Source organism: Corallococcus sp. CA041A, assembly GCF_003612075.1.
Taxonomy (GTDB): Bacteria; Myxococcota; Myxococcia; order Myxococcales; family Myxococcaceae; genus Corallococcus; species Corallococcus exiguus.
The window spans coordinates 1-16,056 of record NZ_RAWF01000231.1 but is presented as its reverse complement, the minus strand read 5'-3'; the positions used below and the strand labels follow the sequence as shown (position 1 = coordinate 16,056).

Sequence of the window (16,056 nt, the reverse complement as noted above, 5' to 3'; positions counted from 1 at the left end):
GGACGGGCGCGCCGGGAGGACGCGAGGGCTCGGGGCATGGAGGGGCTCGTGGCTCTTGGGGAAGCGGGAATGGAGGAAACCTACATCGGAGACGGGACGCCGTGCGGGCCAACGAACCGGATTGAGCCCGTCTTCCCTGAAAGGAACGCTGGGAGCGCATTCCCACCGTGCGGTGGGCGCTCTAAGATGATCGCCGCTTCAACCTGGACCCACCCATGCCTCCTCGCCGTCCATCACCGTCATCGCGTTCGGGCACCGGCCGTTCGGCCGGAGGCGCGACGGCGGACCGCCGACCCAAAGCTCCCGCGGGGGGTGGCTCCCGCCGCGTCTCCGCCGTGCCGGATGAAGACTGGTCCGCGCCACTCTCCGGCGAAGACAGCCAGGACGGGGGAGACCCGGAGCTGTACGGCGACGCGGAGCCCGTTCGCTCGCGCACGGGCGAGACGCGGGTGGCCTCCATTGACGACGTGCGTCCGGAGGCGGAGGAGCCCGCCGAGGACGAGGACAACTCCGAGACGACGCGCGCCGGCCCCCCGGTGCTGATGCTGGTGCTGGACGGCCCGGACAAGGGGCGCAAGAAGCGCTTCAAGGGCGTGCGCATGGTGGTGGGGCGCAGCAAGGACTGCGACTTCGCCCTGGGCGACCAGACCGTGTCCCGGCGCCACCTGGAGCTCGTCTACGGCGAGAGCGGCGTGGTGATGCGCGATCTGGGCGGCATCTCCGGCACCCAGGTGAACGACCAGAAGGTCGACGAGTGCATCCTGAAGCACGGGGACGAAATCTCCGTGGGCAAGACGCGCCTGCGCTTCGTGGACGAGGGCGAGCTCATCAAGGAGATGCGCGCCAAGGCCGAGTCCGGCGAGGCGGACGAGAAGAAGGAAAAGAAGGAGGAGAAGAAGGACCCGCGCCTGGATGAGAAGACCAACGCGAACTACAAGATCGCGGACCTGATGCGCGACGAGAAGGCGCGCAAGACGGGCGTGCCCCGTCCGCGTCCGGTGCGTTCAACGGCGCGCGAGGGCTTCAAGATCACCTTCAAGATGAAGGTGGGCGCGGCGGTGGGTGGCCTGGTGCTCCTGATGCTGATCGCCGGTCTGGCGATGTCCGGCGGGAACAAGCCGCCGCCCAAGCCGGTGGTGGACCCCAGCCAGGCGCGCGCGCAGGAGCTGATGCAGCGAGCGCGCGACAAGGTGCGCGACGGCGAGTACCCGGACGCGGTGCGCTTCGCCCAGGAGGCGGAGAAGCTGCGCGTGGGCATCGACGTGGACGGCGTGGCCAAGGCGGCCCAGCAGCTCCAGGACATCATGGACGCCTTCCAGGCGACCCGGGACCTGATGGCGGAGAACCGCTACCCGGACGCGCGCGCGAAGCTGACCGGCACGCCGCAGGGCACGGCGCGCACGGACGAGGCGCGCAAGAAGCTGGAAGAGGAGCTGGACGCCCGCGAGCAGAAGTACACGCTGGACCTGGTCGATGCGGCGCTGACGGAGCGCCGGCCGGACGACGCGCGCACCCTCATCGCGGAGCTGCCGCAGGGCACGCGCTCGCTCTACGAGCAGAAGCTCACGGACCTGGTGAACCAGCTGGCCAAGGAGGCGCAGCAGGCCGCGCGGCAGGCGGGTGTCCGGCAGGCGGTGGCCGCGGAGAACGCCAAGCAGCGCCGCGCGGAGTTCGTGGCGGAGGCCTTCCAGGACGTGGAGCGCCGCTTCAACGGCGGGGACTTCCAGCGCGCGTCGCTGGAGGTGGACCGGGTGATGGACAAGTACCGGAGCGAGGCGGACATCCAGGCCCGCGCGCGCAACCTGAAGAAGCTCATCCCCCAGTTCCGCTCCGCCTTCGAGGAGGGCCAGAAGAAGTACGAGAACAACTCGTTGGAGGCCTCCGTGAAGCCGCTGCGCCGCGCGGTGGAGGTGTACCGGCAGATTGGCTTCGCGGGCTCGCTGGGCGACACGCTGGACAACGAGCTGGCCTCCGCGTCGGTGGCGGCGGGGCAGGCGGCCTTCAAGCGCAAGGAGTTCCCACTGGCGGGCCGCAGCTTCCGAGAGGCGCTGCGTCTCAACCCGGGTGACTCGCGCGCCCGCGACGGCCTGGACGAGCTGCAGAAGAAGGTGGAGGAGCTGTACCTGTCGGCGTACATCTCGCGCGACCGCGACCCGGCCCTGGCGACGGAGCAGTTCAAGATCGTCATCGAGTCCTCCGCGGAGGGCGCGGACGTGAAGCGCAAGGCGGAGATGGCGCTGAGCGACCTGCAGAAGGCCGGCGGTTCGTAGCGCGTAGCTGGAGTCAGGGGGCCGTCGCCCGTGGGATGAGGGTGGGCGGCCTCTTTCATGTATCCCTGTCACACCTGTCGTCGTGCGCGGTCTGGAGACACCGGATGAACGAGTCGTCGTTGCGTGAGCTGGGCATGGACCTGTTCGAGGAGCGCCAGTTCGAGCGCGCCCTCGCCGTCTTCGCGGAGGCCGTTCGCCGCGTGCCCGCCGACCACCGCTCGCGCATGCTGGCGTCCCGGTGTCTGGCGGAGCTGGGTGAGCGCGAGCGCGCCGTCACCGCGTACCACGCGTGCGCGGAGGGGCTCCTGCGCCGTGACTACCTCTTGAGCGCCATGGCCGCGTGCAAGCTGGCCCTGGAGCTGTCGCCGAACGAGCGCCGCCTGAAGGAGACGCTCTACCGCGTGCACTCGCGCGCCGCGCGCAGCGCCCCGGGCCGCGCCGCCGTGCCGCCGCCGCTGCCGCCGGAGCACCTGTACGACGGCAAGGTGGACACGGACCTGATGGGCCTGGTGGGCGAGGAGCTGTCCAACCGCGCCATTGAAGTGCTGGCCGCGCCGGACACCGGCGGCACCGCGGATCCGCAAAGCCGTCCGCCGCTGCCGCTGTTCGCGGACCTGGACCGGGACGCGTTCCTGGACCTGGTGGGGCGCATGGTGTGGCGCACCATCAAGCCGGAGGAGGTCATCAGCCGCGAGGGCGAGCCGGACGACCACCTGCACGTCATCGTCGCCGGCAAGGCGGAGGTGACGCGCCGGACGGACGGCGAGGACCGCACGCTGGGCTTCCTGGGCGGCGGCTCCATCTTCGGCGAGCTGGCGCTGCTCACGGGCGCGCCTCCCACCGCGTCGGTGACGGCGGTGTCGGACTCGGAAGTCTTCGAAATCCGCCGCGAGCACCTCAACGCGGTGGCGAAGAGCCACCCGGCGGTGCCGCAGCTGCTGGCTGACTTCGCGCAGCAGCGCATGATGCGCAACCTGATGGCGAACTCGCCCCTGTTCCAGCAGCTGCCGGAGTCGGAGCGGGGCGCGTTCTTCCAGCGCTTCACCTTCCGCGCGCTGCAGCCCGGCGAGAGGGTCCTGGTGGAGGGCGAGTACTCCCAGGGCCTCTTCCTGGTGCTGGCCGGCGAGCTGACGGTGCAGAAGGAGGACCCGGCGGGCGGCATGGTGACGCTGGGCGTGCTGCGCGAGGGCGACGTGGCGGGAGAGATTTCACTGCTCACGGGCCTGAGGGCCACGGCCACGGTGTCGGTGACGCGCAAGACGGCGGCGGGGTGGCTCAAGCGCGAGGCCTTCCAGGAGCTGGTGACGTCCTTCCCCAACATCCGCACGTATCTGGAGCAGCTGTCCGACCGCCGCCTGAAGCAGATTGGCGAAGCGCTGCGCCCGCTGGAAATCATCGACGCGGACGACATGATGCTGGAGCCGGAGACCGGGGCCGCCTGAGATGGTGCTGACTCGAACCCGGGTGGTGAGCGGCATGGCGGCGGTGCTCGCCGCCGCGCTCGTGTTGTTCCTCTGGCCGCGCGAGGAGCCGGGCGTGAAGGACGCCGTCACCCGGCGCATCATCGCGATGACGCGCTCGGCGGAGGAGAAGGACGTGGGCGGGGTGATGGAGGGCGTGTCCGAGCGCTTCAAGACGAAGGACGGCTGGAGCAAGCAGGACGTGCGCGGAATCCTGGCCGCGCAGGTGCTGCGGGGCCAGTGGGTCCGCATCTTCACCACCGACATCGACGTGCACGAGGTGTCGCCCACGCAGGGTGACTTCCAGGCGCGCTTCATCTTCGGCCGCTCGGAGGCGGACAAGCTGGAGGACCTGGCGAAGGACAGCGTCCTCAACGCCTACGCCATCGAGGGCACCTTCGAGAAGGAGGAGGATGGCGAGTGGCGCGTGGTGAAGGCGAAGCAGCGCCAGTTGGACCCCTCGGAGCTGCTCTAACGCGTCACCGCTTCGGGTGACTGCTGCTGGAAGAGCGGCCCCGCCTCCGTGAGCCAGGCCTTGGCCATGGCGGGCTGGCCGCTGGTCTCCAGGCGCTTCTTGATGTCGTTGGCGCGCGTGGCCAGCTGCTCCACGGGCGCGCCCTGGGCGCGGGCGCGCACGAGAGAGAAGTAGTGCTGCTGGCACCCGGAGGCGAACTCGCCCTGGGCGAAGAGCAGCTCGCCCAGCGCCGCGTACGCCTCCGGCATGCTGCCCGCGCCCGTCTCCGGAGCCACGGCGGTGAGCAGCGACTTCGCGCCGTCGAAGTCCTTGCGCGCGAGCAGCAGCGCGCCCTTGGCGTACTGCGCCCGCGCCAGCCCCACGCCGCGCGCCGAGAGCGCCTTGTCGTAGGCCGCGAGCGCGTCGTCCTGACGGCCGGCCGCCTCCATCACGCCGCCGCGCGTGAGCCAGTACCGGTCGTCCTTGTCCAACGCGGGCAGCTCCTTGCCGTCCGCCGTCCGCACCTTCACCTCGCGGAAGGTCTTCTCGTAGGCGTCCAGCATGGCCAGCGCGCCCTCGCCGTCGCCCTGGGCCTGGAGCAGCCGCGCGCCCTCCAGCGTCAGGAGTGGCGCGGTGGGCCGCTTCGCCGCCGCCGCCTCGAAGGCCTGGCGGGCGTCCGGGGCGCGCTTCACCGCGAGCGCACGGCCCCGGGTGAAGAGGGCGTAGTGCTCGTCCGGCCAGGCCTTGAGCGCCGCGTCCACGTGGGTGAGCGCCTCGTCAGGGGAGCCCTTCGCCAGGGAGACTTCCGCCTGGGCCACCGCCATGCGGGCCTGGAGCGCGGGCGTCAGCTCCTTGCCGCGCGAGCGCACCTCCTCCAGCAACGCCGTCACGCCGTCCGGAGGCCGCCCCGCGTACAGCTGCGCCAGGGCGGACGTCACCCGCGACAGCAGGTGGTCCGGGTTCGCGGTGGTGGCGCGCGCGAAGGCCTCCACGGCCTGGGGGAACATCCCCTCGTCGAGCAGCGCTTCACCGTAGGCCACGGAGAAGCGCGGATCCTTCCAGGCCCCTTCCGCCGCGCGCGCGAAGGCCTGGCGGGCCTCCGAGAGGTGCCCCTCCTTCTGCAGCAGCCGCGCCTGGGCCAGCGTCAGCCGGGGGCTGTTGGCGCCCTGGGACTTGAGCTCTTCCAGCAGCTTGTGCGCCTCCGCCGTCTGCCCCGAGCCCACGAGCAGCAGCGCCCGGGCGCCGTAGCGCTCACCGGAGCGCGAGCCCAGCGTCTCCGCGCGCTCCAACTGCTCGCGCGCCTTCGCTTCCGCGCCGGGCTGGTGGTGGGTGAGCCACAGCTCCGCCTGGAGGTCCGCGGCCAGCGCCCGCGCGTCGCGCGAGTCCGGCGCGAGCGCGAAGAGGGCCTCCAGGTTCTGCTGCGCCATGGCCAGGTCGCTGGGGTTGCCCTTCAGCACGGCGGAGCGCGCCGTGCGCAGGTGGGCGTCCACCTCCTGGCGCACCTGCCCCTGGTGCACGTACCAGGCGACACCCGCGGCGAGCAGCGCGGCGACGGCGCCAATCTGGGCCAGGGCGCTGCCCAGTCCCTCGCGACGCTTCCAGTCACCGCGGCCCGACGTTTCCATGGGGGTGGCCTCACGCGCAAAGATTGAAGATTTTCAGACAGTTATGCGAAGTAGGACGGGCATGGACAGATAGGTCCGGCCCCCTGGGGTGTCAACGGGTGGGGGCAGCACGCACGCGGGGGCGGCACGCCCCGGAGGCACGTCATGGCCGTCTACACGACACTTCCCCCCGAGGCCTTCACCCACGTGGCGGAAGTCTGGGGCCTGGGGGCGGTGCGCTCCGTCACGCCGATTCCCCAGGGCTCCATCAACACCAACCACCGGCTGGAGACGGACTCAGGCCGCGTCTTCGTGCGCCACACGACGGTGCGCTCGCCGGACGACCTGCGCTTCGAGGCGTCCCTGTTGGCTCACCTGTCCCAAGCGCACTTCCCCGCGCCGGTGCTGCTGGTGCCTCCGGGGCCCACGCCCTTCCTGGAGCTGCACGGCGGGCGGATCAGCGTCTTCAAGTGGCTGGCCGGCGAGGAGTACACCCGCGACCGCCTCACGCCGGAGGTGCTGGAGCGCCTGGGTGCCGAGCTGGGCAAGCTGCACCGGACGACGCAGTCCTTCGGGGGCACGCGCGCGAACCCCTACGGCCCCGGCGTGGTGAAGGGCTGGCTGGAAGGCCTGTCCCAGCGGCCGGAGCCGGAGCTCGTCTCGGTGGCGGCGGAGCTGGAGCGGTACCTCGCGCGCGTGGAAGCCGAGCGCCAGGGACTGGAGCCCCGGGGCGTCATCCACGCGGACCTCTTCCTGGACAACGTGAAGTGGCTGGGCGACCGCGTGGGCGCCTTCTTCGACTTCGAGATGGCCTGCGTGGACGCGTACGCGCTGGACGTCGCCGTCACCCTCAACGCGTGGTGCTTCGAGGGGGCGTACCAGCCGGAGCGGTGTCAGGCGCTCCTTCGCGGCTACCAGGACGCACGGCCGCTGTCGGACGTGGAGAAGCGGGCGCTGTATGGCCACGCCCTCTACGGCGCGGTGCGCTTCACCACCAGCCGCATCCGCGACTACCACCTGTCCCCGCTGGGCGCGGACAAGCTCGCGCCCAAGGACTTCCGCACCTACCTGTCCCGCGCGCGGGCCCTGGATGACATGGGCCCGGACGGGCTGAGGGCGCTCGTGGGCGCCTGAGGGGAAGTCAGGTGGCTAGATGCCGGAGAGGATCTTCCAGTCGCCATCGACCTTCTGGAACACCATCTGCTCCAGCTCCGAGTCCGACTGGGGCCGGGCGTTGAGGCCGGGCATGCGCCAGGACGCGTTCCAGTAGTAGATGGCGAGTGCGACGTCGTCCTCGCGGAACTCCACGCGGCGGATGTTGAAGTCCACCTTGGGGTTCTGCAGCTTCTGGAAGAGGGACCGGAGGTGGGACTCGAGGTTGGCGGCGGTGAGGTCGTCAGACGGGTCGTCCGGGGTGCCGCCGTCGTCGCGGAACTTCGGGGACACCAGCGCCTGGATGGCCTTCGCGTCGCGGGCCTCCAGGGCGGCGCGATACTTCTCCATCACGGAGAGGATGGCGCGGGTTTCACCGGTGTCTTCCAGCTCCGTGCCGGGGATGCGCTTCGGGGCGCATGCGGCCAGGAAGAAGACGGCGCAGAGGGCGAGGAAGCGGTTGTGCATGGCGGGGCCTTATGGGTTCAACCGCATTTGTGTCAACCCATTCCCCGGCCCCGCCGCCCTCCGTGCGCTTTGACTATTTGGCGCGGATGACTTCAGCGATGAAGCGGTTGAGCACGGGCAGCTCGCCGTCGAGGATCTTGAGGCCCTCGGTCTTGATGATCGGCTCGGCAATCATCGCCACCGGCTTGAGCAGGAAGGGCACCTTGAGCGACAGCTCGCCCTCCATCTTGCGCTCCGTCTGGCCATTGCCCAGGTCGCGCAGCTTCAGCACGCCCGTGTTCACCAGCATCTTGGAGATGGTGTGGGACGTGGGCGTGTTGGTGAACGTGAGCTGCTTGGTGCGCTTGTCGTAGGTGGACGTCTCGATGAAGGCGAACCACTCCGGCGACACCTTCTTGGGGCCCACGGAGGAGATGACGGGCTTGGGGCGGTAGCGCACCTTGCGGTGCACGCGGTCACCGTCGACGCGCACCTCCTGGGGCTGCAGCTCCAGCAGCACGCCGTGGTGCTGGAGGAGATACGGAAAGTAGCGCTCGTCCAAGAGCGCGCGCTCCACTTCGTCCACCGTCCCCTGGATGTACTGCGTCTTCTCGAAGTGCATGCCCCATCCACCTTTCCGTCGATGCGTGAGTCGTCTCTCTCGCAGGGGCCCGCGTCTAGCGGAAAGCCTGACGCGGCACCAGGGGCCCGCGATAGGCCGTCTGCTCGAAGTCACAACGGGCCAGCCACTCGGAGGCCGACGCACGGAAGGCGGCCCCGTAGTCCGGCAGCGCGCCCATTTCATGCCGCACGGCGCCGCAGTCGCCCGCCAGGTAGGCGGCCTCGATTCGCAGCCGCGTGGCTTCCCGGCGGATGGCCTCCGGGAGGGTGGTGTCCGAAAGAGCGCGCTGGAGCTGTTCGCCCGCGAGCGCCGGGGCCCCCACCTGATGCAGCCGCCGCCCCAGCAGGTAGTGCAGCCATGGATCCATCGGCGAAGCGAGGAGGGCTCGGTCCAGCAGCAAGAGGCGCAGCTCCTCCTGCGGCGCGCGGAAGTACGCCTCGATGGGGGCGCGGCGCGACGGCGTCTCCAGCGCGGCCAGCTTCACCTGGGCGGTGCGCGTGAGCTCCGGCCCCGGATCCAGCGCGAGCGCGGCCTGGAGGAAGGCGCGCGACCCCTCCACGTCCTCCAGGTGGAGGGCCACGTCGGCGCGGGCCACGGCCACCTCCGCGGCGAGCGCGGGCCGGTCCTTCACCTGGTCCGCGAGCGTGGCCAGCACCTTCGCCGCGTCGGGCCCGCGCTCCAGGGCGTCCAGGGCCACGGCCTGGCCCAGCTGGTAGGACGGCTCCTCCGGCTGGAGCCGGGCGGCGCGCTGGTAGCGCTGGAGCGCGTCCTGCGGGTCGCTGGCGAGCGATTCGCGGGCGGAGTCCGACAGGCGGGCCACCTCGCGGGCGCAGGCGCGGGTGAAGAGGCTGCCGGTGCGGAAGCGGGCGAAGGCGCGCGCGAGCGCGGACGCGTCCAGGGGCAGCGCGTCCAGGGTGCGCTCCCACTCGGTGACGAGCTCGTCCAGGGGCCGGCCGTAGGCTTCGTTGAAGTCCGCGTGCGCATAGACGGCGCGCAGCCGGTCCGCGCCGTAGGTGTCCGCCAGGTAGCGCAGGAACGAACCCGCCACGGTGTACGCGCGCGCCGGGGCGGACTGGTAGAAGCCCTTGGGCCCCATGAGGTCGCGCATGTCCGGGGCCAGTCCCTGGCGGCGCATGCCCGCGGCCCACTGGTGCAGGGTGAGCTCGCCCTGGACGGGGTCGTCCGCGGCCACCGCGAGCCCTTCAATCACGCCCATCAACGGCCACACGCCCAGCCGGGTGGTGACGCGGAAGAAGCCGGAGCCCGCGGGGCCCGCCATCACGTGTGCCAGCTCATGGTGCAGCGTGGAGTGGGGGAAGGGCTTGTCCTGGATGTGCAGCTCCGTGCGCCAGGGCTTGGCGAACTGGGTGCGGCCGGCGCCCACCAGCCGCTGCTTCTCCTCCTCGGAGCGGTAGAGCCACACCCGCACGCGCTCCGTGGGGGCCACGCCCAGGAAGCCCGACGTCTGGGTGAAGCGGAACTCCAGGTCGCGGGCCATGCGGTCCACGTCCTGGCGCGCCTTGCCGCGCGGGTAGTGCAGGACGAAGTGCTCCGTCTCCCGCACGCCGCCCAGCTGCTCGGAGAGGTACGTGTCGCTCATCCGCAGGCCCAGCTGCGGCGCGCGGGACTCCAGCCAGAGGATGCCCAGGACACAGGGGAGCACCAGGCCCAGCAGTCCACCGGGGCGCGCGCCCTTCAGCGTCAGGCGCCCGGTGCTCACGTCCAGGAGCGCCATGGCGAGCCCCGCGAAGACCCCCACCCACAGGAGCGTCTCCAGGCGGAACCAGCCCAGCGCGGCCGTCATCTGGAGGGCCTCGTCGTAGAGCGGGCCGGGCAGGTGGCCCAGGAAGATGTTGAAGGCGAACACCTGGGGCCCGAAGACGATGGGCCACACCGTCACCGCCAGTGAGGCGAGGAGGAGCAGGGCGTACAGGCCCGCCGCGCCCCGGGGCCGGGCCGTCGCGAAGCCCAGGAGCACGCCCGCCGCGGAGGCCACCAGGGCGGAGGGGATGGTGAGCAGGGGGTAGAAGCCCGCCAGTTCGAAGGGGTCGCACGCGGTGCGAAGCCGGGCGAAGAGCAGGGCGCACACGAAGGGGGGGACGAGCACCCCCAGGTTCAGGACGGCGCTGGCGCCCAGGGCGCGGCCCACGGCGGTTCCGGGCAGGGCGGACGCTTCCACCCGGGCGGGCAGGGGGGCGGCGCCCGTGAGGATGCGGCGCTCCTGGGCGGCGGCGGCGATGCCTGTCCCCCCTCCGAGCATGCCGACGGCGATGGACAGGGCCAGGCCCAGTTCGAAGCCGGGGACCCCGAAAAGGGGGAGGAGGACGAGGGCCGACCCCCCACCGCCGAGCAGCAGCACGGTGGCCAGGACGGCTGGACGGCCCAACAGTGCACGGGCACGGGGGAGGACTTGCCGCATGGCGTCCCCTATACTCCCCGGCCGCATGTCCGAACAGAAGAGCGGATCCGAACTGCGCACCCACGGTCGTGCGCCCATCGAGCTGAAGGTCGACTACAAGAAGCTCAATTCGTTCTTCGCTGACTACACGAAGAACATCAGCAAGGGCGGCACGTTCATCAAGACGAAGAAGCCACTGCCCATTGGCACGCGCTTCCTCTTCAAGCTGACGGTGCCGCACCGAGAGGCACCTTTCGAACTACTGGGCGAAGTCGTCTGGTCCAAGGCCGACGCGGAGGAGCCCGGCATGGGCATCCGCTTCATCTACAGCAGCGAGTCCCAGCGCGTGGACTTCGAGACGCTGGTGGAGCGGCTCATGTCGGACAGCCTGGGCTCCGAGCTGACCGAGAAGCTGCTCAACAAGCCCCTGCATCCCCAGCATCCATGAAGATGCGCCTCACGTTCGTCCTGGCGGCGCTGGCCTTCGCGGGCGGCGCGTGTCAGGAAGCGCCCGCCGCGCCTCCGAAGCCCGCCGCGCCCGCTCCGGCGCGTCCCCGGTCCAAGGACGTGTCGGCGGAGGACTACGTGATGCCGACCCTGCCGCGCGCGCACGTGCGGCTGAAGGATGCCTACGGTGGTGTGCACCGCGTGGAGGTGGAGGTGGCCGCCACGGGCGAGTCGCGCACGCGCGGGCTCATGTGGCGCAAGGCGCTGCCGGCCGGGCAGGGCATGCTCTTCATCTTCCCGGATGAAGAGGTGCGCGGCTTCTGGATGCGCAACACGCTCATCCCGTTGGACATGTTGTTCATCACGTCCGAGGGCCGCGTCGTGGGCATCATCGAGAACGCGGAGCCGCGCACGCTGACGAACCGCACGGTGGGCATCCCCAGTCAGTACGTGCTGGAGGTGCCGGGCGGCTGGTGCCAGAAGAACGGCATCGTCCGCGGCGGCACGGCGGAGTTCGAGGGCGTCAGCACCCTTCCCATCATGCCGTGACGCAACGGGGGCCGGTGATGCGCGTTTGTCGCGCGCCCGGTTTTCCCGTGATGAAGAAGTGACGCGCTGCTCAAGGTAGCGCCACGCTGCCTCCGCAGGATTCGCGCCGCGCGTCGAAGCGCGCGCCACCTTCTGGAGGATGCACTGCATGGCTTCTCGTCTTTTGAGCCGCGCCACTGGCGCGATGCTCCTGCTTGGCACCGCGACGTGGGTGGGTTGCGAGGGAGACTCGGGTCCCGCGGGCGCGGATGGCCCCAAGGGCCAGGACGGAAAGGATGGCGCCCAGGGGCCGGCGGGTGAGCCGGGCACTCCGGGCCCTGGCACCCAGGGACAGCCGGGGCCTGGTGCCACGGCGCGCGCGCCGGGCGTGGAGTCCAGCACGCCGCTGTCGTCCGTCATCGCCGTGACGTTCCGGGGGGACCTGGGCACGGGCGCGACCAACGTGGCGGAGTACGTGAAGGCGCGCGTGGAGCAGGTCGTCACGGGGAAGCTGCCCTCGCCGCTGGTGTTCCCGCTGTCATCCGCGTCCACGGACACGGTGCGTTCAGTGCCGGGGCTGTATCCGACCACGGTCATCAAGTGGATGGATCCGCTGGCCTTCGCGAAGGGCGGGGCTCGCTTCGGCGCGAACGTGGACTACATCGCCTTCTTCGGGGACGGCTGGTCGCGGGACGGACGCGCGCCGCAGTACCACGGGCAGGCCGCGGCCGGCTGGATGTGGATCAACCACGAGTACATCTCCGGCACGAAGCCGCGCGTGGGCACGGCGCCCATCGGACAGCACCTGGACTTCGCGCGCTTCCTGCGCAACACGGGCTCGCTCTCCAACACGGTGGCGGACGGCACGCAGTGGCAGGCGGACGCGCTCGTCTCCTACAACCGCGAATGGAAGAAGCAGGTGGGCGGCACCTGGATGCGCGTGGTGCAGGACCCCGCGACGGGCGGCTGGGCGGTGGACCGCAACGCGGCCAACGTGCGCTACGACGCCTCCAGCGCCACCCTGGCGAAGGTGGTGGGCGTGGCGCTCTCCGGCGAGGAGCATGACGACTCCGGCACGGCGCTGGCGGCGGGCGTGGTGCCCGGCACGCACTCCAACTGCTCCGGTGGCCAGACGCCGTGGGGCACGGTCATCGTCGGCGAGGAGAACGTCCAGGGCGTCTACGGCGATCCGGAGGCCGCGCTGTGGACGGGGAAGAGCGACTGGATTCCCGCGGCGCCGGGCTTCTCGCCGGGGGCTCCGCTCGCGCCTGATTTCTCCGCGCCGGCGGAGGGCGACATGATCAGCGGGGACCGCGACTCCACACACCTGAAGGATGGCTACGGCTACCTGACGGAGGTGGATCCGGGCCAGCCGGCGGACCTCTGGTACGGCAAGGACGCGGAGAAGCCGGGCGCGGGCCACCGCAAGCTGGGCGTGATGGGCCGCGCGCACTGGGAGAACGCCACCTTCGTGGTGGACTCGGACTGGAAGCTGCTCGCGAACCAGCCCGTGGTCATCTACGGCGGCGATGACCGGCGCGGCGGACGCATCTTCAAGTTCGTGTCGCAGGGCCGGTACACGCCGGGGATGACGAAGGCGCAGGTGCGCGCGCTGCTGGACGCAGGAACGCTCTACGCGGCGCACTTCGCGGGCCTGGACAACGCGACGGGCGACACGCTGGTGGGCGGGGTTGTGCCCACGGACGCGGTGCCGGGCCACGGCCGGTGGATCCAGCTGGGCATGGACAGCACGGACCTGGCGCCGAACGGTGCGGCCTTCGGCCAGCCAACGCTCCAGGTGGGCGCGGCGCTGCGTGACGCGAACCACAACGCGATGGGCGGCTTCGTCAACGACGACCAGGTGCGCAAGCTCTTGTGGACGGCGGCGAACAAGGTGGGCGTGATGGAGCTCAACCGCCCCGAGGACACGGAGTGGAACCCGAAGGACCCCAGCGGCACGCCGCTGCTCTACGTGGCCTTCACCGAGCACGGTGACCCCACGGCGTTGGATCAACAGGGCCGGGTGGCCACCGCCGAGTTGAAGGACGGCGCGTGGGTGAAGAAGGATCGCGGCGCGCAGGACAACCGCGCGCAGGACAAGGTGGGCTCCCTCTTCGCCATCCGTGAGGCGGATCCGGCGGCGCCCGCGGGTTCGAAGACGTTCGACTTCTTCCGAGTGTGGAAGGGAGAGGCGGCAGCCACCAGCGCGGCGCCTGAGTTCGCGGCAGCCAAGCCGGACAACCTGGTCATCGACCGCGAGGGCGGCGTGTGGTTCGGCACGGACGGCAACTTCGGGGTCAACAAGGTCGCGGACGGCATCTTCTACCTGGACCAGGCGCCCGCGCACCGTGACAGCCCGTACTTCCGCAAGGCGTTCCGAGTGCTCTCCATGCCGAGCGACGCGGAGGCCACGGGCCCGGCGTTCAACGCGGACATGACCAGCCTGTTCGTCAGCGTCCAGCACCCGGGCGAGGACAGCTTCAGCGTCTGGCCGTAGTCGTCGTTCCTTTTGATGGTCCACGAAGACGGAGCCTGACGCATGCGTTCATCCGTGCTCGATGGGGTGCGAGGCCCCGTCTTCATCGTCCTGACGTTGGGGGCCTTCGCCGCGGCGGCGGGCGTGTGGCGTTTGCGCACGCCCGCCGAGGTGGATGCTCCGTTTGATCCGCTCGCACAGGCCCTGGAGGCGGGGAGCCGGGTGGCCAACCGCGAGGCCCCGGTTCCGTCCATGTGTTACACGAAGACGGCTGGGGTCTCGAACCCGTGCTGGACGTGTCACACGGGCGGCGTTGGCAACAACGTGATGGCGGACGACTCGCTCCAGGCGGAGTACGCCTTCAGCGACGTGGGGCTGACGAACCACTGGACGAACCTCTTCACGGACCGGACGCGCGCGATGGCGTCCATCACCGATGACGAGGTGCTCGAGTACATCCGCGAGGACAACTACACGCCGCTGCGCGCCGCGCTGCTGGGGCGCGCGGGGGGCTACAAGGGCTGGGTTCCGGACCTGGACCTGACGCGAGGCTTCGACGCGGAGGGCTTCGCGAGGGATGGAAGTGGCTGGAGGGCCGTGCGCTACAAGCCGTTCCTGGGAACGTTCTGGCCCACCAACGGCAGCACGGACGACGTCTACGTCCGGCTCCCGAAGTCCTTCCAGAAGGATGCGCGCGGGCAGCCGTCGCGAGAGGTGTATCGCTTCAACCTAGCGGTGCTGGAGGCCGCGATGACGGTGGACCCGGGCCTCCTGGACGTGAAGGGTGCGAGCCGCCGCGTGGAGCCGGTGGACGAGCGCGTGGGGAACATGGACCTGGATGGTGACGGCGTCCTGTCTCCGAGCGTGGAGCGAGTGCGCGGGTTGCCAGCGCATTACGCGGGGAGCGCGGCGGATGTGAAGGTGCGGCGGTACACGTACCCGAAGGGCACGGAGTTCCTGCACACCGTGCGCTACGTGGATCCAGACGAACCCGCGCTGCTGTCCACGCGGATGAAGGAGCTGCGCTATTCGCGCAAGGACGAGGAACCGGCGGACGACCGCGTGCGGAACTTCTACGCGGAGGAGCAGGAGAAGAAGGTGCGCGGCCGGCTGCCCGCGTTTCCTGGCACGCCGGAGCTGGGGCTGATCAACGAATTCGGCTGGCGCCTGCAGGGCTTCATCGAGGACGCGAAGGGGCGGCTGCGCCTCCAGACCCTGGAGGAGCACGTCTACTGCATGGGCTGCCACACGAACCTGGGAGTGACGGTGGACCAGACCTTCGCGTTCCCACGCAAGGTGCCGGGGCTCGAAGGCTGGCGGATCCAGGATCTGCGAGACCTGCCGGACGTGCCGCAGGCAGGCCACACCGCGCCAGAAACCGTGACGTACTTCGAGCGCGTGCAGGGCGGCGATGAGTTCCGTGCGAACGAAGAGTTGCTCGCGCGCTTCTTCCCGAACGGAGTGCTGGACCTGCCAGCGGTCAGGCGCGCGGCACCGGGAGGAGACCGCGACCTCGCGTGGTTGGTGACGCCGTCACGGGAGAGGGCGCTTCAACTCGACAAGGCCTACCAGGCGCTGGTGCGGGAGCAGGCATTCGCGCTGGGGCGGGACACGCTGCTCGCACCGCCCGCGAACGTGCACAGCGCCGTGGAGAACGGTTCCACCGAATTGGAGGCCACGGGTCGCCTCTACACCGACGGCCGGTTGCACCTCACCTGGGAGTAGGACGCGCTGCACGCGAAGCGGTCTGTCGCACAGCGTCGGGACCGGCCAGCGATTCGCCGCACCGCGTCCAGGAGCGACGATCACCCGCCCAAGCAATCCAGAATGCCCGCCGTCCGCCGGACGCGGCAAAACCTGTCGGACAGTCGGACAAGTTTCCGCAGCACGGGTGGCGCCGAGGCCCTTGGCCCGGTCCGCCCAAGCTGTCGGACAGCTTTCCGTGGGTCGAGCGGAGGGGCCGGGCCCCGGCCATGACCTTCAATACCTGTCGGACAGTCGGACAGGTTTTTGCTGCTCGGGTCGGGGGCGGCCTCGGCTCCTGGTCACGGAGTTTCAATCCTGTCGGACAGGAGGGTTGCGCGGAATAAGCAATCTGATGGGTCCTGTAGAAGGGAGATGACGTCAGAAGAGGGAGCCTCCTGCTCGTCTGCGGAGCAGCGGAGCAGACGCCGCGTCGCCAAGGACCCGACGCCGCG

12 protein-coding genes are annotated in these 16,056 nt (G+C 70.5%); 8 read left to right on the top strand and 4 right to left on the bottom strand.

Annotation, left to right across the window (positions count from 1 at the left end; translation table 11 throughout):
• Window positions 1-335: 335 nt before the first annotated feature.
• The 3 genes from D7V77_RS31830 to D7V77_RS31820 all read left to right on the top strand — a co-directional run bounded on the left by D7V77_RS31830 (window position 336) and on the right by D7V77_RS31820 (window position 4,205).
• Window positions 336-2,270, top strand: a complete 1,935-nt coding sequence (locus tag D7V77_RS31830; RefSeq protein WP_233597361.1) for an FHA domain-containing protein — start codon at window positions 336-338, stop codon at window positions 2,268-2,270.
• Window positions 2,271-2,374: 104 nt separating this feature from the next.
• Complete coding sequence (locus D7V77_RS31825; RefSeq protein ID WP_120580043.1) at window positions 2,375-3,712, top strand: cyclic nucleotide-binding domain-containing protein; 1,338 nt, start codon at window positions 2,375-2,377, stop codon at window positions 3,710-3,712.
• 1 nt (window position 3,713) lies between these two features.
• The gene (locus D7V77_RS31820) at window positions 3,714-4,205 is read left to right on the top strand and encodes a hypothetical protein (RefSeq protein ID WP_120580042.1); all 492 of its coding nucleotides are present in this window, start codon (window positions 3,714-3,716) and stop codon (window positions 4,203-4,205) included.
• Here D7V77_RS31820 and D7V77_RS31815 read toward each other — a convergent pair.
• The gene (locus D7V77_RS31815; RefSeq protein ID WP_120580041.1) at window positions 4,202-5,809 is read right to left on the bottom strand and encodes a tetratricopeptide repeat protein; all 1,608 of its coding nucleotides are present in this window, start codon (window positions 5,807-5,809) and stop codon (window positions 4,202-4,204) included. The two genes, D7V77_RS31820 and D7V77_RS31815, sit on opposite strands and share 4 nt — an antisense overlap.
• Before the next feature lie 144 nt (window positions 5,810-5,953).
• Here D7V77_RS31815 and D7V77_RS31810 point away from each other — a divergent pair, with 144 nt between their 5' ends.
• Window positions 5,954-6,922: a homoserine kinase gene (locus tag D7V77_RS31810; RefSeq protein ID WP_120580040.1), complete on the top strand. Its 969-nt coding sequence runs from the start codon at window positions 5,954-5,956 to the stop codon at window positions 6,920-6,922.
• A 15-nt stretch (window positions 6,923-6,937) separates the two neighbouring features.
• Here the strand turns inward: D7V77_RS31810 and D7V77_RS31805 are convergent, their stop codons facing one another.
• From D7V77_RS31805 to D7V77_RS31795, 3 genes are all read right to left on the bottom strand, one after another.
• A complete protein-coding gene (locus tag D7V77_RS31805) occupies window positions 6,938-7,408 on the bottom strand; it encodes a nuclear transport factor 2 family protein (RefSeq protein ID WP_120580039.1) in 471 nt (156 codons plus the stop codon).
• Between the two features lie 73 nt (window positions 7,409-7,481).
• On the bottom strand, window positions 7,482-8,009 hold the full coding sequence (locus D7V77_RS31800) for a hypothetical protein (protein WP_120580038.1): 528 nt from the start codon (window positions 8,007-8,009) through the stop codon (window positions 7,482-7,484).
• Between the two features lie 55 nt (window positions 8,010-8,064).
• Window positions 8,065-10,428, bottom strand: coding sequence for a hypothetical protein (locus tag D7V77_RS31795; RefSeq protein ID WP_169821792.1), 2,364 nt, complete (start codon window positions 10,426-10,428; stop codon window positions 8,065-8,067).
• 25 nt (window positions 10,429-10,453) lie between these two features.
• Here D7V77_RS31795 and D7V77_RS31790 point away from each other — a divergent pair, with 25 nt between their 5' ends.
• The 4 genes from D7V77_RS31790 to D7V77_RS31775 all read left to right on the top strand — a co-directional run bounded on the left by D7V77_RS31790 (window position 10,454) and on the right by D7V77_RS31775 (window position 15,583).
• Entirely contained in the window at window positions 10,454-10,855 is a 402-nt protein-coding gene (locus tag D7V77_RS31790; protein WP_043321926.1) for a TIGR02266 family protein, read from the top strand.
• Window positions 10,852-11,403 carry a DUF192 domain-containing protein gene (locus D7V77_RS31785; protein WP_169821791.1) on the top strand — a complete coding sequence of 184 codons (552 nt, stop codon included), beginning with the start codon at window positions 10,852-10,854 and terminating at the stop codon, window positions 11,401-11,403. The genes D7V77_RS31790 and D7V77_RS31785 overlap by 4 nt, the downstream gene beginning before the upstream one ends.
• 148 nt (window positions 11,404-11,551) lie before the next feature.
• Window positions 11,552-13,879, top strand: a complete 2,328-nt coding sequence (locus D7V77_RS31780; RefSeq protein ID WP_158624529.1) for an alkaline phosphatase PhoX — start codon at window positions 11,552-11,554, stop codon at window positions 13,877-13,879.
• 42 nt (window positions 13,880-13,921) lie between these two features.
• Complete coding sequence (locus D7V77_RS31775) at window positions 13,922-15,583, top strand: hypothetical protein (RefSeq protein WP_120580034.1); 1,662 nt, start codon at window positions 13,922-13,924, stop codon at window positions 15,581-15,583.
• Window positions 15,584-16,056: the final 473 nt, after the last annotated feature.